Annotated in this window: 24 protein-coding genes; 9 read left to right on the top strand and 15 right to left on the bottom strand. The window is 65.2% G+C overall.

What is annotated here, in order from left to right:
• Positions 1-2: 2 nt before the first annotated feature.
• The 8 genes from ABID97_RS13840 to ABID97_RS13805 form a co-directional block, all read right to left on the bottom strand.
• A complete protein-coding gene (locus tag ABID97_RS13840; protein WP_354399039.1) occupies positions 3-398 on the bottom strand; it encodes a hypothetical protein in 396 nt (131 codons plus the stop codon).
• Between the two features lie 2 nt (positions 399-400).
• Entirely contained in the window at positions 401-3,121 is a 2,721-nt protein-coding gene (locus tag ABID97_RS13835; protein WP_354399038.1) for a phage tail tape measure protein, read from the bottom strand.
• Positions 3,122-3,228: 107 nt separating this feature from the next.
• A complete protein-coding gene (locus ABID97_RS13830) occupies positions 3,229-4,014 on the bottom strand; it encodes a phage tail tube protein (protein ID WP_354399037.1) in 786 nt (261 codons plus the stop codon).
• Positions 4,015-4,024: 10 nt separating this feature from the next.
• On the bottom strand, positions 4,025-4,438 hold the full coding sequence (locus ABID97_RS13825; RefSeq protein WP_354399036.1) for a hypothetical protein: 414 nt from the start codon (positions 4,436-4,438) through the stop codon (positions 4,025-4,027).
• Complete coding sequence (locus ABID97_RS13820; protein WP_354399035.1) at positions 4,438-4,722, bottom strand: head-tail joining protein; 285 nt, start codon at positions 4,720-4,722, stop codon at positions 4,438-4,440. Before ABID97_RS13820 ends, ABID97_RS13825 begins: the two co-directional genes overlap by 1 nt.
• Before the next feature lie 4 nt (positions 4,723-4,726).
• Entirely contained in the window at positions 4,727-6,592 is a 1,866-nt protein-coding gene (locus ABID97_RS13815; protein WP_354399034.1) for a phage major capsid protein, read from the bottom strand.
• A 50-nt stretch (positions 6,593-6,642) separates the two neighbouring features.
• Entirely contained in the window at positions 6,643-8,190 is a 1,548-nt protein-coding gene (locus ABID97_RS13810) for a phage portal protein (protein ID WP_354399033.1), read from the bottom strand.
• Positions 8,187-8,732: a hypothetical protein gene (locus ABID97_RS13805; RefSeq protein ID WP_354399032.1), complete on the bottom strand. Its 546-nt coding sequence runs from the start codon at positions 8,730-8,732 to the stop codon at positions 8,187-8,189. The genes ABID97_RS13810 and ABID97_RS13805 overlap by 4 nt, the downstream gene beginning before the upstream one ends.
• Positions 8,733-8,906: 174 nt before the next feature.
• Here ABID97_RS13805 and ABID97_RS13800 point away from each other — a divergent pair, with 174 nt between their 5' ends.
• A complete protein-coding gene (locus tag ABID97_RS13800) occupies positions 8,907-9,680 on the top strand; it encodes a hypothetical protein (RefSeq protein WP_354399031.1) in 774 nt (257 codons plus the stop codon).
• Between the two features lie 52 nt (positions 9,681-9,732).
• Here the strand turns inward: ABID97_RS13800 and ABID97_RS13795 are convergent, their stop codons facing one another.
• The 7 genes from ABID97_RS13795 to ABID97_RS13765 all read right to left on the bottom strand — a co-directional run bounded on the left by ABID97_RS13795 (position 9,733) and on the right by ABID97_RS13765 (position 15,603).
• Entirely contained in the window at positions 9,733-10,116 is a 384-nt protein-coding gene (locus ABID97_RS13795) for a hypothetical protein (protein ID WP_354399030.1), read from the bottom strand.
• A 163-nt stretch (positions 10,117-10,279) separates the two neighbouring features.
• Complete coding sequence (locus tag ABID97_RS13790) at positions 10,280-10,582, bottom strand: Mor transcription activator family protein (protein WP_354399029.1); 303 nt, start codon at positions 10,580-10,582, stop codon at positions 10,280-10,282.
• On the bottom strand, positions 10,576-12,696 hold the full coding sequence (locus ABID97_RS13785) for a phage terminase large subunit family protein (protein WP_354399028.1): 2,121 nt from the start codon (positions 12,694-12,696) through the stop codon (positions 10,576-10,578). Before ABID97_RS13785 ends, ABID97_RS13790 begins: the two co-directional genes overlap by 7 nt.
• On the bottom strand, positions 12,693-13,205 hold the full coding sequence (locus ABID97_RS13780) for a hypothetical protein (RefSeq protein WP_354399027.1): 513 nt from the start codon (positions 13,203-13,205) through the stop codon (positions 12,693-12,695). Before ABID97_RS13780 ends, ABID97_RS13785 begins: the two co-directional genes overlap by 4 nt.
• Before the next feature lie 112 nt (positions 13,206-13,317).
• Positions 13,318-14,103 (bottom strand): hypothetical protein, encoded by a 786-nt coding sequence (locus ABID97_RS13775; RefSeq protein ID WP_354399026.1) that lies wholly within the window; start codon positions 14,101-14,103, stop codon positions 13,318-13,320.
• Complete coding sequence (locus ABID97_RS13770) at positions 14,094-15,017, bottom strand: MarR family transcriptional regulator (RefSeq protein WP_354399025.1); 924 nt, start codon at positions 15,015-15,017, stop codon at positions 14,094-14,096. The genes ABID97_RS13775 and ABID97_RS13770 overlap by 10 nt, the downstream gene beginning before the upstream one ends.
• Before the next feature lie 55 nt (positions 15,018-15,072).
• Complete coding sequence (locus tag ABID97_RS13765) at positions 15,073-15,603, bottom strand: phage regulatory CII family protein (RefSeq protein WP_354399024.1); 531 nt, start codon at positions 15,601-15,603, stop codon at positions 15,073-15,075.
• Here ABID97_RS13765 and ABID97_RS13760 point away from each other — a divergent pair.
• The 8 genes from ABID97_RS13760 (at position 15,602) to ABID97_RS13725 (ending at position 18,600) form a co-directional block, all read left to right on the top strand.
• Positions 15,602-15,895 (top strand): hypothetical protein, encoded by a 294-nt coding sequence (locus ABID97_RS13760; protein ID WP_354399023.1) that lies wholly within the window; start codon positions 15,602-15,604, stop codon positions 15,893-15,895. The two genes, ABID97_RS13765 and ABID97_RS13760, sit on opposite strands and share 2 nt — an antisense overlap.
• 326 nt (positions 15,896-16,221) lie before the next feature.
• Complete coding sequence (locus ABID97_RS13755) at positions 16,222-16,890, top strand: S24 family peptidase (RefSeq protein WP_354399022.1); 669 nt, start codon at positions 16,222-16,224, stop codon at positions 16,888-16,890.
• Positions 16,891-17,036: 146 nt separating this feature from the next.
• Positions 17,037-17,246, top strand: coding sequence for a hypothetical protein (locus ABID97_RS13750; protein ID WP_354399021.1), 210 nt, complete (start codon positions 17,037-17,039; stop codon positions 17,244-17,246).
• A gap of 4 nt (positions 17,247-17,250) precedes the next feature.
• On the top strand, positions 17,251-17,658 hold the full coding sequence (locus tag ABID97_RS13745) for a hypothetical protein (RefSeq protein ID WP_354399020.1): 408 nt from the start codon (positions 17,251-17,253) through the stop codon (positions 17,656-17,658).
• On the top strand, positions 17,655-17,927 hold the full coding sequence (locus ABID97_RS13740) for a hypothetical protein (protein ID WP_354399019.1): 273 nt from the start codon (positions 17,655-17,657) through the stop codon (positions 17,925-17,927). The genes ABID97_RS13745 and ABID97_RS13740 overlap by 4 nt, the downstream gene beginning before the upstream one ends.
• 48 nt (positions 17,928-17,975) lie before the next feature.
• Positions 17,976-18,098: a hypothetical protein gene (locus ABID97_RS13735; protein WP_354399018.1), complete on the top strand. Its 123-nt coding sequence runs from the start codon at positions 17,976-17,978 to the stop codon at positions 18,096-18,098.
• Positions 18,095-18,262, top strand: a complete 168-nt coding sequence (locus ABID97_RS13730) for a hypothetical protein (RefSeq protein ID WP_354399017.1) — start codon at positions 18,095-18,097, stop codon at positions 18,260-18,262. Before ABID97_RS13735 ends, ABID97_RS13730 begins: the two co-directional genes overlap by 4 nt.
• The gene (locus ABID97_RS13725; protein ID WP_354399016.1) at positions 18,259-18,600 is read left to right on the top strand and encodes a hypothetical protein; all 342 of its coding nucleotides are present in this window, start codon (positions 18,259-18,261) and stop codon (positions 18,598-18,600) included. The genes ABID97_RS13730 and ABID97_RS13725 overlap by 4 nt, the downstream gene beginning before the upstream one ends.
• The last annotated feature ends 1 nt before the right edge of the window (position 18,601 follow it).

The raw sequence follows: 18,601 nt of genomic DNA, 5'->3' as shown, positions 1-18,601 counted from the left end.
GGTCAGACGGTGATGAGCCGCACGGTGGCGACGTAGGGGTAGTTCTCGACGGGCAGCTCGGGCCGCGCGATGGGTTTGCCTTCGACCGGCAGGCCGGGCGCGAACTGCACGTTGAAGGTGCGGCCATCGGCCAGAACGAGCGCGTGCGCGCCGGTGGCATCGGACCCGGCGAGCGTCTGCAGTGCCGCGAGCGCGCCGCGCCTGATCCATCCGGCCTCGACCTCGCCCTGCAAGGTGATGGGCCGGCCGGCCAGGCGCACGCCGGCATCGATCAACGCCGCGCCGGTGAGCGAAAACTCGAGACTCTTCTCGATGCGGCTCCAGCCGAACTCATCGACCCAGACCATGCCGCGTGGAATCGGCAGGCCGGCGAGCGTGTGGAAAGCAGGTGCAGCCATGTCTATTTGCCCGGGCGGTTGGATGAGGCGCCGGCCGCGGCGCCGAGCTTGGCGAGCAGGCCCTCGATGGCATCGGCGCCTGCGGCGTCGGTGTTCACCGTGCCGTAGTCGCGGCCATTGAGGTTCAGGTGCAGGTTCACCGTGCGGTTGGACTGCGGCACCGGGATGGCGGTCGGCGTCTGGCCGTTGCCGAAGAAGGTTTCCTTCTCGGCGGCCTTCAGCAGCGCGTGGCTGAGGGTGCCGCCGTTCGCGTACTTCTTCTGGCCCGGGTTGTTGAAGAAAGGGATGTCGCCCTTCGCGTCGGCGAACTCCATCGCAATGGCGCGCGCCCGCTTCTCGTCGCTGACGCCGGCGGCCTTCAGGAACGCGGCGATGCCGGTCAGGGTGCCCAGGTCGCTGCCGGCGTTCACGGTCTTGCCGTTCTTGTCGGTCGAGAACCCGCTCGCATCGCGGCCAAGGCGCTTGTTCTCCAGCGCGTTCTCGCGTTCCTTCAGGGCGTTGGCCTTCTCGCGCGTCTCGATGTCGCGCTCGCGGGCGTTCGTGACTTCGCGCAGTGCGCCGGCTAGGCCGTGGGCCGACTGCATCGCGTCGTTCTGTGCGTCGCGCAGCTTGACCGTGGAGCGTCCCGCACTGTCGAGCACGACCTCGAAGCCGCGCATCGCGGCCTGCGCCTGCACCCAGCCGGGCGCCACGCCGTTGCCGGCCTCGATGGCCGCCTCGGCCGCCTTCTTCCATGCCTCGCCCAAACCGATGGCGGTCGCCTGCCCGCTGTCGCGAATCAGCTCGAAGTCGCGCAAGGCGGTCTTCGCCATCGTCTCCAGCTCGGTCTTGGTCTGCACGCCGGCACGCTGGAACGCAGCGGCAATCTCGGCCGCGGCTTCGGCCTGCGCCCGCTTGTTGGTGACCGCTGCATCGGCCGCCGCAAGGGTCGCCTTCTTCAGCTCGTCGAGCTTCAGCGCCGCCAGGTCTAGATTCTTCGTTTCGATGGCCTGCGCATATTCGGCCCGCAGGCGCTCGACCGTGGCCCGGGCTTCCTCCGCCTTCACCCGCTGCGTTTCGGCGCCGCTGGCGGCCTTCTGGCCGGCTTCCTGCGCCGTGTCGCCGGCCGCCTTCATCTCGGCCGCCATGCCCGTGAAGGCGGCGGCGCCGCTGGTGGCCGCAGCCGTGGTGGCCGCGGCGCTGCCGGTCAGGCCCGCCCAGCCGGCCTGCGCCTGCTCGGCGCCCTCGGTTGCGCGCTCGAAGGCTTCGCCGGCTTTCTCGCCGAACGCTTGGGCGACCGCGCCCGTGGCCTCGGCCGAGAGCCGCACCTCATCGGCCGCCGCCTTGAACGTCGCCGAGAGTTCGCCGAAGCTGATCTTCGCCAGGCCGCCGATGATGGCGGCCAGCCCGGATTGCACCGCGCTGACCACGTTCGCCATGGACTCGGCCATCTTGAACATGGCCGCGATGACCACGTTCACGCCGGCGGACATCGCGCCCCAGACCGCCTGCACGATGCTGCCCGTGGTCTGCGCCTTCTGGCCGAAGCTGTCGAGCAGCGCGCCGGCGCGGTCGGCCAGCGCCTGCGCCTTCGCCACGAGCGCCGGCACATCGACGCTCGCGACGAAGGCCTGCACCCACTTGATGCCGTTCTGGAACGCGGAAGCCAGCGCATTGCCGAACCGCCCCACGGTGCCATCGGCCACGGCGCTGCGCAGCGCGCCCGACAGCTGCTCGACGCCTTGCTTCAGCACCGGCAGGATCGGCGTGGTGAGCGCATTGATGGTCGAATCCCACGCGGTGCGCAAGCCGTTGAGCGCCCCGTTGAGGTTCGACTGCATGATCGCTGCCGTCTCGGCCGCGCTGCCCTTGGCGTTTTCGAGCTTCTTCGTCAGCGCATCGAGCGAATCGACACCCTGATTCAGCAGCGCACGCAATGCCGGGCCGGCTTCCTGCCCCACCGCCGCAATGGCGCGCTGCCCCGCCGGGCCGGCCGCGGCCAGCTCGTGAAGCGCCTTCTCGAAATTGGTCGACGTGATGCCGGCCGCCGCCAGCTCCGTGCGGAACTTGCTGGCCGGGTCGGAGAACTGCGAAAAGATGCTGTTCAGGGCCGTGCCGGCGCGGCTCGCGTCGATGCCGGCATCGGCGAACTTGCCGACGATGGCGACCGTCGTTTCGAGGCTCAGGCCGAGCGTGTTCGCGAGCGGCGCCGCATAGCTCAGCGCCTGCGCCAGGCCGTTGACGCTGGTGTTCGTGGCGTTCGCGCCGAGCGCGAGCACGTCGGCCACGCGGCCGGCATCGGCGAAGGACAGGCCCAGCCCGTTGACGATCTTCGTCAGGTATTCGGCCGAGGTCCCGAGTTCGACATCGCCGGCACGCGCGAGCTGCATGGCCGCGGGCAGCGTCGCGATGGCGTCGCGCACATTGAGGCCGGCTTTGGCGAGGTTCTCCAGCGCGCCGGCGGCCTGCAGTTCGGTGAAGCCATAGCGGGCATCGGCGGCGGCCTCCTGCGCCGCCTTGCGCAGCATGCGCATCTCGGCCGCCGTGGCGCCGGTGGCCGCCTGCACGCGGCTGAGCGCCTGCTCCAAGTCGGCGCCGCCCTTGATCCAGCCGGCAAAGGCCTGAATGCCGAAGTAGCCGGCCACCAGCGCAGCGAACGCGATCACGCGCTGCTGCAGGCGGTCGAACACCTTGGACGCATCGTCCTTGGCGTTGATAACGATCTGGATCGGCTTGAAGGCCATGGAGCGGAAAGTTCAGGTGAAGGAGAGATGGCGGCGCATGAGGCCTCGGTGCGAAGCCGCATGCGTCGCCACGCCCCCGCGGCCAGGCGCGGGGACGGGCGCAAAGGTCAGGCGACCGGGCGGCCTCCGACGTAGATCGCTTCCGCGTTGGCGGACTTGAGGATGTCCACATCGAACTCGACGGTGACGAACTCGACTTCGTTCGACACGATGGGCAGGTCACCGGATGGCGTCAGGCTGCAGCGCGGCATGTACCAATCCTTGTTACTGCCCGCGGCGTTGTCGGCCATGACGCGGATGGCCGAGAGGAACGACGTGTTACCGCCGGTCTTCAGGCGCGTGTACGAACCCGCCACGGGCGTGTAGCCGAACGCCACATTGCCCGCCACGATGTCGCCGCCGGCGAGGATCTGCACCGCGCCGGTTTCGGGATCGACGTTGAAGTCTTCGCCTGCCACGTAGGGCGTGGTGCCGTCTTCGGTCTTGACGGTCACCGCGGTGACGTTGCGCACGCCAATGGGATTGGCCGCGGTCTGCCCGAGCTGATAGATCTTGCCGGGCACGACCTTGCGGATTTCGCCCGTGACCGCCACGGCCGACTGCTCCACGACCTCGCTGGTCGCAGCGAGGAAGCGCTGGTAAGTCGCCATGCTCATGTTGTTGCAGGTGATCTTCGCGGTGCGCTTGACCTTGCCGGTCAGGGTGCCGATGAGTTCGCTCGCGGCCGTCTCGGCCGAGAATTCCTCGGCCTTCTCCGAATCGACGGTGACGACGAAGCTCGGGCAGTTGCCCATCTCTTCCTCGCCGGTCAGTTCTTCGAGGGCGTTCAGGATGTCGAGGCGCAGGCGGCCACGCGGGGCCGACAGTTCGGTTTTGGTGTGCACGATAGGCATGGGGATTCCTTCAGGGTTGCCCGTCGAAGCGGGCGGATGTGGAAAAAACGAGTTCGATGCCGACGAGGCCGGCCTCGGGATAGGGCGGCGGCTTGACGCTCGCAAGCTGGAGGCGCTCCCAGCGCCGGCCCGCGATCCGCCCGGGCGTCCAGCCCTGCAGCGCCTCGATGACGCGCGAGAAAGCGCTGTCGAGATGGACAGGTGCGTCCGCGTCGCTGCGCTTCGCCATCAGCGTGATGGCCCAGTACGGCCGCACGAGCGCGCCAGGCGCATCGCTGGCCGGCACGTTGCCGTCAATGAACAGCACCGAAGCGAACAGCTCCGCATCGCGCCGGCCGCTGTCGGAAAACATGCCCTTGACGGTCCATGTCTCGGGCAGCTCGGCGCGCAGGCGGGCGACGATGGCAGGTTCCAGTGCGAGCATCAGCGACCCCTCAGCACGAGGTTCGTCACGCCGGTGCCGTCCGCTTCCGCTCGGTCGATCTCGAAGGTCTTCCCATCGACGGTGATCGCGTCATCGCGCTGCAGCCCGGCGAGGTCGGCCGTCGCGCCTTGGCACGACGGTGACTCTGCATCGGCCTGCATCCCGAAGGGCGCCGCATAGGGACGGTCGAAAATGACGCGCGCGGTCTTCTGCACGCCTTCGACGGTGAACGAGGCGCTCACCGCGAAGTCGCTGAAGAAAACGGACAGGTCTTCGGCGAACATGGGCTTACGCGGTGAGCGCGTCTTCCATGGTGGCGAAGCTCTCGACGTTGCGCACGCCGACATCCACGTCCTGCAGCGCCGTCACGCGCACGGTGCCCGTGGTGCTGTGCGTGTAGGGATCGACCATCAGGTCGAGGCCGCCCCACATGCCGATCACGAGGTCGGCGAAGTTGCCGAAGATGAGCGCCGACAGATTGGTGCCGGTGCCCTTGGCGATGTTGCTCGGCACGGCATTGGTGACCGCGGCACGGTAGCCGTTCAGCGGCTCGCTGCCCTTCTGCCACACGCGCTCGCCGGTGCCGGGACCATCGACGAAGGTCTTCTTCAGCTTGCCGCGCACCTTGGCGTTAGTGAGGTAGGCCAGCGTGCCCACGTCGGCATTCGCGACCGACACGGCCGTCTCCAGATCCACGACGTGATCCCAGTCCGGTGCGCCGCCGTTGGCGCCGCCGATCACGCCGGCGGCAATCTTCGCGAGGATGCCGCTTGGCTCATTCGCCACGCTGCCGCCGGCGATGGCGGCGCGCTGGATCGCCAGGCCGAGGACCATCGCCAGGTCGGACGACACGAAGCTCTCCACATCGATGCTCGACTGCAGCAGCAGCTTGCGGCTGATGTCGGTGAAGGCACCGACCGTCTTCGGCGACATCGCCACCTGACCGATGGCCGCACCGCTCTCGTCCGGCGGCTGGCCTTCGGCTACCCAATAGGCACTGCCCGAGCCGGTTTGCTTCGGAATCGCGATGTTGCCCACCAGACCCGACAGGAAGCGCACGCCCAGGGTGTTGAGCACCATCGCATCGCGCAGGATGGTGATGAAGTCGCCCGACATCAGGTCGGTGGCCACGAGGTTGCCGCCGGCCGCCGCGCTGCCCACGTTCATGTCGCGCTTCTGCACTTCGAACGGAATCAGGATGCCGCGCGAGGTCTTGCCGAGCTTGGTCGCGGTCGCGTTGGAGCACTCGAATTCGAAGGCCGCTGCATTGCGCGCGCCGACATCGCCGGGATTGGCAAGCGCGTTGAGCGCACGCACCATGCTGAAGCGGCGCGTTTCCTTCGGGGTCAGCCCGATGTCGGCCGTGGGCACGGGCTTCGATGCGAGCGTGCGAATCGCTTCGGCCTGGAACTGCTCGACCGTATGGCCGGCTTGAATCGAGCGCATCGCCAGCTCGGCACCGCCGGGCATGGCCGCGGCGATCTTGCTGATTTCGCTCGCGTGGTTGCGCTGCACGGGCGTTTCGATGGTGGGTGCCGGGTTGGCGGGGGGCGTGTTTGCAGGCGTCGTCATGGCGCGGTTCTCCGTGGAAGATGGGGAAAGGGAAGGAAGGGAAGGAACGGCCGGCAACTCGGCGGGGAGACTGCGGCCGACACCGACAGTCGCGTCCGCTGGCACGCTGACCAGAGACAACTCGAAGGGCTCCCAGTCGGTCACGCGGTAGGTGTCAGACCCGTCGCGCGTGCCGTCCAGAATGGCTTCGTGGATGATGTAGCCCACCGAAACGTTGACGCGGATGCCGTCGATCACGTCGCGGAAGACTTCCTCTGCGCGCACGCTTCGACCGAAGCGCACCACGGCACGGGCTACCTTGTCCGAACCGATTTCCACAGACTCGACGACCGCGACGACATCTCGTGTGTCGTGGTCACAAAGGAGGTTGGCGCCGGCGGTGAGACGGCCGGTGCGCATCGACTTGCGGCTGAGGTCCAGGACCTCGATGAACCAGCCGCGATTGACGGGCGTCTCGCTCGCGAAGGCGAGCTTCACGGTGCGCGCCTCTTCGTCGATGGAGGCCCGCTCCACCACGAAAGCGCGATTGAGTTGCCCGGTGGGCAGATGCTCGCGAAGAGCTTGAGGAAGACTTGAAGTCATGCCGCTATTGCAACTTCGCGGCACTGACATTCATAAGGCGCGCGATGTCACTAGGTCGCGGCTTCTTCTTCCTCTTCGTCTTCTTCATCGGCCGCTGCGGGTCGGCCCTTCGGCGCAGGCTTCGCCGCCGGCGCTGCGACCTTCGTCGCATAGGCGGGCAGCACGATGCCGAGCTGCTGCGCCAAGTCCTGCGCTTCCTTGATCTTCACCATCGTGTCGTAGAAGTCGCGGCCCATCTGCGCACTCAGATCCTGCGGCGCGACGAGGCCCGCGCCCACGCCGGCGATGCGCGCGTTCATGTCTTTCAGCGGGTCCACCCATTCCCAACGACGGCCGAGCCAGTCGTGGGCGGCGAACTTCGCGACCTTCGCCGCGGGCAGCGGACTGCCGTTTGGCATGGTTATCGCGTTCGACAGCAGGGACATCACCATCCATTCGGCCCGTACGCGCCTGAGCAGGATGTCGATGAACCACTGTTGATCCGATGCCCATCGGTCGCGCTCGTCGAGCGTCCCGCTACGGATGCTCGAGAAGTTGACGCCTTCGAGGTCGTTCGCGAGCGCGTGATACGACACGCGCCAGCCGCTCGCCACGCGCTGCAGCGCGGTCTTCACGAACGGGCCGAAGACCTCGTTCGGGTATTTGCTCTCGTGCGGCTTGAAGTCGTAGCCAGGCGGCAGGGTGTCGTACACGCCAGGCTGGCTCGTGGTGATCGCGTCGCCGCCGTCGTCGCGCTCGCCAATGGGCAAGGTGCCCGGTGCGGCGTCCTGGTTCTGCGTGAAGAAACCGAAGTGGTTCGCGCCGTGCTCGGCGGCCAGCACTGCGGCCAGCATGAAGCCGCCCAGGTGATGCAGGCTCAGCATGCCCGGCGCCATCCAAGGAATGCCGCGCACCTGTTCGGCGCGCTCGACCTTGAACCCGTGGATGATGTCCTCGGCCGGCAGGCGCACGCGCTGCCGCGATGTGCGCGGACCATCGTTCGGATGCGCCTCGAAGATGTGGACAGCCACCGTCCGGCGATACGCGTCCACTTCCACGCCCATGATGACGGTGTTCCCCGTCGAGTGCTCCACGCCGTTGAATGTGGTGTCGATCCGGTCCACGTCGATGAGCTGCAGCGCGAAGTTGAATTCGTTGCGCGCATCGGGGCCGCGCACCAGCCGCACCAGAAACTCGCCATCGCTCGGCAGGCCACCGACGAGCGTCTCGCACATATCGCGCAACGACTGGCGACCGGTGACATCGCACACCGCCTGCCAGCGCACGAACGCCGCTTCGATGGCATCGTTCGCGAGCTTGTCGGCCTTGCCCGGCGCGTTCTCGACGCGCGCCTGCATGACGAAGCCGGCCGGGCCCACCATGTTGGTTTCGACCATGCCGCAGAACTTGCGCGCATAGTCGTTGTTGTTGCGCAGCTCGCGCCCCCGCGCGCGCAGCCGGTCGAGGTCACCGCGAAGTTCTTCGTTGATGCTCGAATAGGTCGCGATCCAGTCGGCCGAGAGGCGGTCGATCCGGGCCGCCTGGAAGCGGCGAACCTGCGTTCTCTTCGGTGCAGGACCGCTGCGGAAGAGGCGGCGAAGGAATGCGGGCGCCTTCATGCGCCGAACCTCACCACGATGCGGCCCGACACGCCCCGCGGCCCGCTCTTGCCCTCTTCTGCGGCGACCTCTCGCTGATACTTCGAGCGCATCGCGTGCAGCTCGTTGAGCGGGATGTACTTCAGGCGCCGGCCGTTGATTTCGTATTCGGCCGTCGCGCTGGTTGCCCGGCCTTCGAGCACGGCCTCGATGGCATCGAGGGTGCGCCGCGCATGCGAGCGGACATCACTCGCTGCGCCAAACGACGGCGAGATCGTCAACCGCCCGGTCGCGATGGTGTAGACCTCATCCGCGTTGGTAATGCGGGCTCGCCAATCGTAGGCACCGGGCGCGTAGTTCTGCGTGGTCTGCGGGGAGATCACGACGTGATGCGCGTTGCCGTCAGCCGACGCGGCGATTTGATAACGGTGCTGTGCGTTGAGCAGTTCGTAGCTCAGCGCCCAGCCGGCAGAGGCTGGATAGTCCGCAAGTGTTCGCTTCCACTTGACGGTATCGCCAGGAATGATGGAGATGGGTTCGGTGTTGGAAGTGTCGATAGCCATGGTCGGACCGTTGGTCAGTGTCGACAGGACTATCGAAGCGGTGACCTGACATCAACAAGGCGAGACGTGTCACTTGGAGGCACTGCTACATTCCGTAGAGTCATCACTGAGGGCAAGGGTTGAACCAACCCGTTCTTCAGGGGTGGTACTCACAGATGCACCAACGGAGGCCACTTGGGCAACACCTTTTATAAAGTATTGGGGCAAATGGTTGATGACGCTCTCGTAGCGCTTCAAACCTTCGAAGCGACGGGAGCGAATCACGGCTTGAACAAGCTCAAGGCAGTTGCGGCAGCCTGCCTGGACGGAAGTAAGCTCGAATCCTCAATTCGGGAGGATTTGGGCCCGCGTCGCTTGTACGAGTTTCAGGAAGCGGTTAGCAGGCTGGCACGCACAACGAGTTTCACGAGCGGACTGGGCAGGAATACCGACGCCCACAATGCCCTCCTAAATGTCAAGACCATAGCTTCGGCTCTGGAAGCAGAAAAGCTGCAGGAAGAGGCCGCCCCTCAAATAAGCGAGGCGCGCGACGCGAACCAAGGTGGTCACTCGACGGAGTACGTGCACCGGTCTCGCATAGAGGCGCTGCGTGCCATGTCCGGCTTGAACTGGGACTTGAAGAGACTGATTCGGTTGCTTGAAGAGTTGAACCTCGTGCACGCTGCTGAGTGCCACATGGCGACCGCGATGCTCGTCAGAGCGATTGCCGATCACATACCGCCGGTGTTTAACGTGGATACCTTCGAGAAGGTCGCCAACAACTATTCCGGCGCCAAGTCATTCAAGGCCTCTATGAAGAATTTGCAGAATTCATTGCGGCATATCGCGGACTCGCATCTTCACGCTCAGATTCGCAACAGGGAGGTTCTGCCCACAGAGCGCCAAGTCGATTTTCGAGCCGACTTGGATGTTCTTCTTGGTGAGATCGTGCGGATCCTGTCTCCCTGAGAGGGAGGCGGACACCCGAATTGCACCGACTCGGCCATTCTGCGCTTCACCACTACGAAGCTTCGCCCTCGTCCTCGTCCTCGCTCTCGTCTTGGTCACGCAACGCAAGTAGCCGTTTCAGCTCCTCAGGGGTTAGGCCGTTCATAAACGCCTGACCCTCGGCGAGGATGCGCTCCGTATCGTCCGAGCGCGCTAGCACATCAAGGAAATCTTCCCGAATGTGCGGCAGTGAGTCCATCCAGTCCGGTAGTAGTTCAGCTAATTCCAAGCTTTTTTCGAATTTTTTCTGAATCGCTTCACGCTTATAGATACTGCGGTCTGGGTCGAGCTTTGCCTCAGCCGCCAAGACGAACTGTGCGATCGCATGGGAAAGGTTTCTCTCTGTCCGCTTGAATCTTCGGTGAATGGCGGCCGACTCTTTTTTCTCGTTATCCATTTCTATTGACTCCTAAGGAATGTACGCAGCACGATCAAGCAGACTGGGCAGGTGGGATACTAGCTGGTGAATGAACCTGACGCCGGGATCCCTGGGAATTTCCAACGTCCTGTCAACAAGCCCACCCGCAGCAGCGAAGCCATTCGAACTCGGACAGTTTTTCTCAACTCGCGGGAGTTTTGATGATCCGCAGCACCTGACGCTCAGAAAGCTCGTAGCGCCGCGAGAGCAGCTTCACGCGCTCGCCCGCCAGGTAGTCGCGGAAGATGCGGCTGTTTCGGTTGCTATGGCCCTCACCGCGCCGCTTCGCGATGAACACGCGGTCCCCGCCCCAGTCGGCACGAACGCCCGCCTCCACGCTCTTCACAAGCTCAGGCGTCAGTCCGCCTTTGGCTCCGGCGAGCGCTTCCTGCACGCGGCCGAGGATGTCGAGAACGATGTCGTTTCGGTTGTTGGTGTTCACCATGATCTAGCGGAATTGGATTGACGGGATGGGCGTTGGATGGTTCGGCGTGGCGGCGGCGGCCTCTGGGGCATGGGCGGCGGCGGCGCTGTGGCTGCAGCCGGCGGCGAGCTTGGCGACGACACGGCGGGCGCGACGCTGGTCTGCGCCGGCGATTCGTCCGACTGCGTTTCGCGTGGAACATCGGAAGCCGCCGCCTGCGGTTGTTCCACACGGAACAGATCGCCGTTCGGCGGTTGCACGATCGACTCCAAGCGCTCCCACATCTTCCCGGTGTACAGGTGCAGCCCGAGCATGTGCGTACAGAAGATCGCGTAGACGGTGCAGTCCAGCGCTTCATTGCGAGCACCGGGCGACTTCATCCACCGGTAGGCCTCGCCACCGGCCACGCGCTGCGGCACGCGCGCCTCGGAGGTCAGTTGCGTGTAGAACTCGGGCGGCAGATCCTTGCTGAAGTGGACGAAGCCGGCGCCCTTGCGCTCGACGCACAAGCGCCCGTACATCAGATCCTTCGCGGTATCGGTGCCGACATACCAAAGGCGCACGCCGCGCTTGATGATCTTGCCGCCCCAGTTCACGTCTTGAACCGTGGCCTTGCTCTTGACCATCTTGCTTGGCTGCGGGTCGCCCCGCACTGCGAACACCCGTTCGCGCTCGCGCTGGCGGCAGTAGTTATAGGCCTGGTGCGTGAAGTGACCGCCGGTGTCCACGGCCATGGCTTCGATCTTCATCGCCTGCCCGCTCTCGTGCTGGAAGATTGTCTTGCGGTAGGCGTCGAGGTGCGACCAGTCGCGCTCGTCGGCAGGATTCGCCCAGATGACGCTGTAGTCGATGCACCACATCTCTTCGCCGCGACCGATGGCCCAGGTCACCAGCTCGAATCGGTTGTCCTGCACGTCCACGCCCGTGACCAGCACGAGCCCTCCATACGGCACCGTGAAGCGCCGGTAGTCCTCCGCGCGGCGCGAGAGCGCGTGCTCGTCGGCGCGCTCGACGACTGCCTCCCAATACTGCGCGAGCGTTTCGTTCACGAAGCCTTCGAGCGGCGCCGTGTCCCCTGCTTTCGCCTTGATGGTGGCTTCGAGGAACTCCCGCACGATGTCGGACCACGCGCGCTGTGGGCTGTAGGCGCTCCACATCTCGACGAAGGCCACATGCCGCGGCGCCCGGATGACGACGCCCTGTGCATCGGTCCAGACGTGCAGATCGTGGTCGTAGCGATACCGGCCGCACTCGCTGACCCACATCGCACGGGTGTCCCAGATCCGCAGGTAGTCGGCTTGCGTGATGGACTCGTGACAGTGCGGGCAGACATGCCGCACGGTGTTGTAGTCGGCGCCGTCCCACTTGAAGCCGTGCCGCAGTTTCTTGCTGCCCCAGATGAGCGGATGCTCGGCATCGCAGTGCGGGCAGACGACGTGGTAGCGCATGCGCGCATCGGCGTTCTTCTCGCGCGTCTCGATGTGGTCGAAGTCCTTGATCCGCACGGTGCTGCCGGCGACCAGCTTCGGGAATGGCGCTCCTTCGAGCCGGCCGCGCGCGAGCGTGATGGGGTCCGCCGACTTCTCGATCTTCTGATCGAAGGCCGAGGCTTCGTCGAGCACCGCGACAGCAACCGTGATGCGGCGGTAGGCGCGCGCGGCCTTGCCGCCGAGCAGGTGCAGCACCGAGCCGAAGAAGCTCTTGAGCTTCATCGTGTCTTCCTTGCCCGGCACCATGACCGCTTTCAGGGCGCCCACGTCGCGCAGCATCGGCTCGATTTCCGATTTCACGAAGCTGTCGCGATCATCGTCGGTCGGCATCCACAGCGCCTGCTTGCGCCGGCGGTGCGCCGCGTTGTAGGCGATGAAAGCGAGCAGCGTCTTCGTGTAGCCGACGCGCTTCGCCTTGCGCACCGTCACCTCTTCGATGTCGTCATTGCTGAAGGCATCCATCCAGCCTTTCTGGAACGGGTAAGCCTTCCAATCGCCTTGCGTGTGGCTGGCCTCGGGCGACAGATAGAAGTTGTCTTCGGCCCAGGTGCTCAGCGGCTGCGGGCGCTCCATCTTCAGCGGCACAAGGCCCGACACCACGGCATTGACCACCGCACGCAATGTTTCGTTGGGTGCCAGGCTCACAGCGGTTCACCCTCTTCCTCGGCTTCTTCCTCGGGCTGCACGACGGCCTCCGTCACGAGCCGGGCCGTCGCGCGCACCCATTGGTTACGCGCATCGGCGATGGCCGACATCAGCTTGTCGCGCGCCGTGTCGGGCAGCTCCGGGCACACCTTGCGCAGCAGTCCGGGCAGCTGCTCGAAGCGTTCGGACACGGACTGGCTCGCAGTCGCGAGCACTTCGGCCAGGAGCGTGATGGGCGCGTATTCGCCGCGGGCGACAGCGTTCTTGATTGCAATGCCGAGACGCTGCTCGCGCGCGAGTGCCGCGCGCTCTTGCACGAGGTCGAGGCCACCCGTCTCCGACGACGCACGGCCGGCGGCGATGTCGCGCATGCGCTCGCAGTAGGCCATCAGCCATTCGTGACCCGACTCCCCGCGCGTCAGCACGCCCTCGGCCATGAGCTGGCTCACGCGCGCTTCGCTGATGCCGACCCACGCGCCGAACTCGGCTTGCGAAATTGCCTGCCTCATTCCTTCGATGGCCTTCACTTAACCCCCTTAGCAGCACCGCCGAACAGTCCGAAGTCGGGGTTCGAATTACCCGTAACCCAAGCTTCTGCGGAAGGACCCGTGACGTTGTTCTTCATTGGCCTGCGAGCTTTCGGATGTGGTAGCGGATGCGCCGCTCGATGAAGGGCGCGAGGTCGGCACGCTCGGCCACGCGCTCGCGGCTGATGCGCGACTCGTACAGGCCATCAGGCACGAACATCAGCACAGGTCGCACGATGAACCCGTCTTGTCCGGTCGCCGCCCAGATGCCGGGCGCGAGGTGCCGTGTCGCGCCACCGCGCAGATGCCCATAGGCCACGAAGAAGCGCATGCCCTCGCGGTCCTTGGTGCCCTTGTGCAGACGGGCCTTGCGCCTGTCCGTCATGTTGGCCCTGTAGCCCTGCTCGCCCATGGCTTGGAAGTAGGACAGCAGGCGGACCAGGAAGCCACCGCGCACATTGCCGCGCCCGTCGTCACTGCCGGGGAAGGGCGTCGCCGGGATGGCCGATTGATATCCGGCAGGCAGGATGCCGATGCGGCGCAGTGCGGCCTCGCTGCGCTTGTCCCGACGTGCGCCGCCGAACTCTTGCGCCTGGAGGATCTTCTGCGGGTCCACACCCTTGCCGCCGAAGTAGGTCGGCTCGATGTCCACGCTCAGCCGCTCGGGCGTGGCCTTGCGCACATACACGCTCTTGAGGATGTAGGAGGTGGGGCGGTCGAACTGCTCGCGCATCTCGCGCTGCCACTCACGCCGGGCACGGAAGCCGCCATCGCTCAGGCCATCGGCATAGGCCTGCTTGGCCTGCTGACCCGACAGCTTGGCGAGCTGCGCCTGCACGCTGGCGAGGCCGGCACCATGGAAGCCTACCGTCACGCGCATACCGCCTCCCCTGCTCGTTCCGCGGCACGCATCACACGCGCAGTGAACGTGGGATAGTTCTCGCCGCGACCCACCGAAAAGGCCGCTTCATCCCACGGTGCGAGGCCCAACGCACGGGCCTTCGCGTCGATGCCGCTGCGCGTCTCGTGCCATGCGCCGGCTACGACACTCGGGGCGCCATGCGCACGAGGCACGTCCCGCCACCGTTCATTGCGAAGCCAGGTCGCGAATTCGAGCACGAACTCACCGCCGTCCTTTGTCCACCTTTTGCTAAGCCTTTGGGCCTCGATGGCCGAGCGCATCGTCTGCTGCAGCGCGGCGTTCGGCGCCATCCGCCGGTATCGACGCTCGGCCTTCAGCCGGTTGTCGTGGTTCGGGTAGATCGCCCAAAGCTCATCAAAACCCGTCGCCCCCCCACCGGGGGGTAGGGGGGTATTACGGTTCCTGACGGTTCCTGAAGATTCGGATGACATAGCTGTGTCACCCCCCCGCGACATAGCTGTGTCACCCCTCGCGTCACCCGTGTCACCCCTCCCCGCTTCATCGAGGGGTGTCAATCTGTCACCCGTGTGGATAACTCCCTCTCCAGCGTGCATAACTTCGCCCGCTTCATGGGGTGTCACTTTGTCACCCCTCGGCGCGAGGTGTGCACCGGCCACCCATGCAGCGGTCACGCGATATTCATTGGTCGAGCCGCGGCGCCCAGTCGCAGTGCTGACCATCTCCAGCCAACCGGACGCAACCATCTTTTGCAGCTGCCGCTGTACCGTGCGCGTGCTCTGCCGCGTCTTGCGTGCCAGCTCACCGACCGAAGGCCAGATGCGCGTCCCATCGTCGTGGGCGTGATCCGCCAGTGCCAGCGCGAGCAGCATCTCGCTGCCGCCCTCGGGATAGCGGTCGAAGACCATCGTCATTAGCCGGATGCTCATGGCGTCGCGCGCCCTCCCCGGCCAGGTCGAACCGCTGCGCTCATGCCTTCGGTTCCTCCCGCATCAGGCCGCGCAGCATTGCAAGCGAGTGGCCGATATTGGCGACTGCTTCGGCTGCGTGGTGCTCGGCCTTGCGCATCTGGTTGCGCGACACGCCATCCTTGCGGCGCGTCAACGCCTCACCAAGCGCCTGCACGTAGTCGGCGAAGGCCATCTGCAGTTGCACCAAGGTGTCGATGGGGTCGCCCTCAGAATGCGCCGGCGTGGCACGGATGCAGACGTGCTGCAGCTCGCCGGCCATCGCGTGCAGGATGCGGTAATCCCGGCTCTGCCACTGCAGCTCGATGGCATCGCGCAACGTGAGGTGATGGGTTGCGTTCTGCAGGTTGACCTTATGCGTCAACGTGTTGGCGTTGTGGCCCATGCGCTTGGCAAGAGCAGCTATGCCGCCGTCGTAGCCATGCGCGGTGTCATAGGCCGCTACTGCAGCATCGTGGCCGCGCAGCTTGTCGGGCACAGGCTCATCGGCGCCATAGCCGTGCGCTTCGTCAATTGAGATATTCGTTCTCATGCAGACCTCAGAGAAAAACAGCCAATGCCTCGCGGAAGCGAGTCCTGCTCCGACGCTGGCGGAGCGCATCGACGCCATCGAGCAATTCCTGCAGCAGCTCGTGCAACTGCTGGAAGTCGAACCAGACCTGAACCGCGAGAGCATTGCGGCGTGGATAGAGATAACGACGGCAAGCGCAAGCGCCCGAGGGCTGCAGGCGCTGCGTGAGCGCACAGCGATGGCGCAACTGTGCGAGCGCGTGCTTTCGCCCGCCGTAGACGTGCTACGGCCGGCGAGCGGATGGCTTTCGTAGTGCGAGTGCCCTTCCGTCGCGCGCTATGCATGCACACCCCGGGCTTGCTGACCGTCAACCGAAAGCGTGCTCGCCTCGCCGATCATTTCGGGAGGCAGATACTTCCGAGCGAGTGCTGCGAGCACCCTGTCCTCGATTCGTGGCGGCAGTTCCTCGGGCCATTGCGAGATAGCGGCCGAAGAGATTCGGCCAATGGACTTGGCCGCCGCGCCAACGGACCCGCCCAACAACTCAAGCGCCCGAGATTTCTTCATCTCGTTATGTTAGCACGCTTACCGAAATAGCAAAAGTTTGCTAACTTACTCTTAAGCTGTAATTACACTTACATGAGCACCCTTCAAGAACGCATGCAGGAACTCGTCCGCGAGACGGGTTGGACCGTGGGCGAAATCAGCGGAAAAGCGGGTGTCTCCCACTCCGCTGTTTCGCAATGGCTAAGCGGCGAAACACAGAGCCTGAAAATCGAGCCCGCAGTGCTGCTGGAGCGCTACACGGGTTTCAGCGCCTTGTGGCTCGCGAAAGGCAAAGGGCAAAAGAAGGTCGATGCTCCGGGATCGCATGACGATGCCGAGTTCGCCGGCCGTGCAAGGCAGGCCAGGTTCGTCCCAGTCGTCGGCACGGCCAAGATGGGAGACGATGGCTACTATGAAGAAATCAGCTCCGTCGTGGGCGCAGGAGATGGGCACATCGAGATAGCGACAGAAGACCCGAACGCATATGGACTGCGCGTCCGCGGGCAAAGCATGTTCCCTGCCATCAGGGATGGATGGTATGTCCTAGTCGAACCGAACGGCACTCCGCAGACCGGAGAGTACGTGCTGCTGAAGCTCCGCGACGGCAGGAAGATGGTGAAAGAACTGCTGGTGCGTCGCACCACATCGATCGAAGTCTTGAGCGTAAATACCCAAGAGCGGCTGACGTTCGACACTGCAGAAATCGACGCGATCCATGCCGTCGCTGCCGTTGTTTCTTCCAGCAAATGGCGACCCGATTAAGACCGTCGCGCGCGACAACGAACCCGCTTCGAGCGGGTTTTTTTGCGCCCGGTTTGTTAGCTCACTTAAATTCGTCGTTAGCTTACTTGCCAATATGAGTTAGTACGCTTACAGTCGCTGCGTCAGTTCACTTACTGGAGTACGACTTGAAGCAATCCACCCGAGCCCGCACAACCTCTTCGCGGCGCTACCGCTGCACCTACACGCCGCGCGACGCCTTCGGGCATCTGAATCCCTCGGACACCGGTGCCGCACCGTTCGTGCAGTTTCGCGCCGCCAATGCGGAGCAGGCCCTCGACATCGCTCAGCACGTCACCGGATGCCCGGTGATTGAAGCGACGCGCATCGAGGGCTGACAGCATGGCTCGCGCTCAAATCAACCACGCTGACGGCCGCGGCGTATCGCGCCACTTGGTCACCAGCTCGGCACGCGTAGACATCTGGATTCGCACGATCGGCCGCCGCCGCCAGGCGTTCTACCGGTGCGCCGCCGCGGGCGTTGCGAACTGGCAGGCCATGGGTGTGCCGCTCGCCAACAAAGCGTTGAAGCTCGGCAGCATCAGCCTGCCCGGCATCGCTGACGCAACGGTCAAGGCCTACACCGAAAGCGCACCCGCGCACCCGATGGCAGTCGAATTCGCCGAGCGCGCCCGCGCCCTCAATGGCGAGATTGACTCTCTCAACCTCGCAGCGTCTGGTGAGGCGAAGAGCGCGACGACACGCAGCGACCTACGGGACGGCCTGAAACAGACCAGCGTGGCCGCATGAGCTTCCTTTTCCGCTGCCCCGAATGCCGCACGCGGCGCCGCAGCCATGGCCTGTTCACGCTACACCTGCGCGATACCGGCCATAGCCTGTGCCGGTGTGGCGGATACCACTACGAGCACCGCCCGGGTTCGCCGTTCTGCGAGCGCAACCCCATGAGCGCGGCGCTACTCGCGAGCCGTTACGGGGCCACTGACGAAGAGGTGACCGACATCGCGCTCGAAATCGTCTTGACCACACGCGGGCGCCCTGCCCTGCGCTGCCCTTTCTGAAAGGCCGACATGCGCTCGACCTCGTTCCAAGAAACCGGCGTTGGCCTCATGAGGACATCGCCTGTCAGGCCCGTCTTGGGCTTCCTCGCGACCGCCGCCGCGTTGGCGGTCTTCATCGTCCTGCCCATCGTGCTCGCCGCGATGTGCGTCTATGGCTGGAGCACGCCATGATCGTGATTACGTCCCCTCGCCCGCGGCGCTCCAAGCAGCCGCAACGCACCGGCCCCATCGGCGGTCTCATCGACAGCCGGTTTCAGTACACGCCGAGCCTCGCCACCGACATCCGCAAGACCTTCAAGCGCATCCGCGCCGAACAGCGAGGTGCGCGGCCATGACGACCACGACAACCGGCATTTTCTTCGTCGGCAAGGACCGCCCTGGACGCCCGGCGGTCAGTGAACACAAGTCCGATGCCGGCGAGTTCGTTCTGAAGATGCGCCTCATCGACAACCAAGGGCCTCGCGCGGTCGAGGTCTACGTGGCCCGCTGGGTTGGCCCGACCGCCGCAGCGTGGCGCGCGAAGCACAACGACCTAAAGGCCGGTGACGCCCTGCGCCTGGTGCTCACCAACCCCCGCGCGATGCCCGGCGCCATATCGCCAGAAACGCATGCCGTCATCACATCGTGCGAGCTGCTGCCCGCACGCGCCTCCGCGGTCGCACAAACCGCCTAGC

The organism is Variovorax sp. OAS795, assembly GCF_040546685.1.
GTDB lineage: Bacteria > Pseudomonadota > Gammaproteobacteria > Burkholderiales > Burkholderiaceae_C > Variovorax.
Note: the sequence above shows the minus strand (reverse complement) of the source record. Positions and strands in the feature narration are given on the sequence as shown.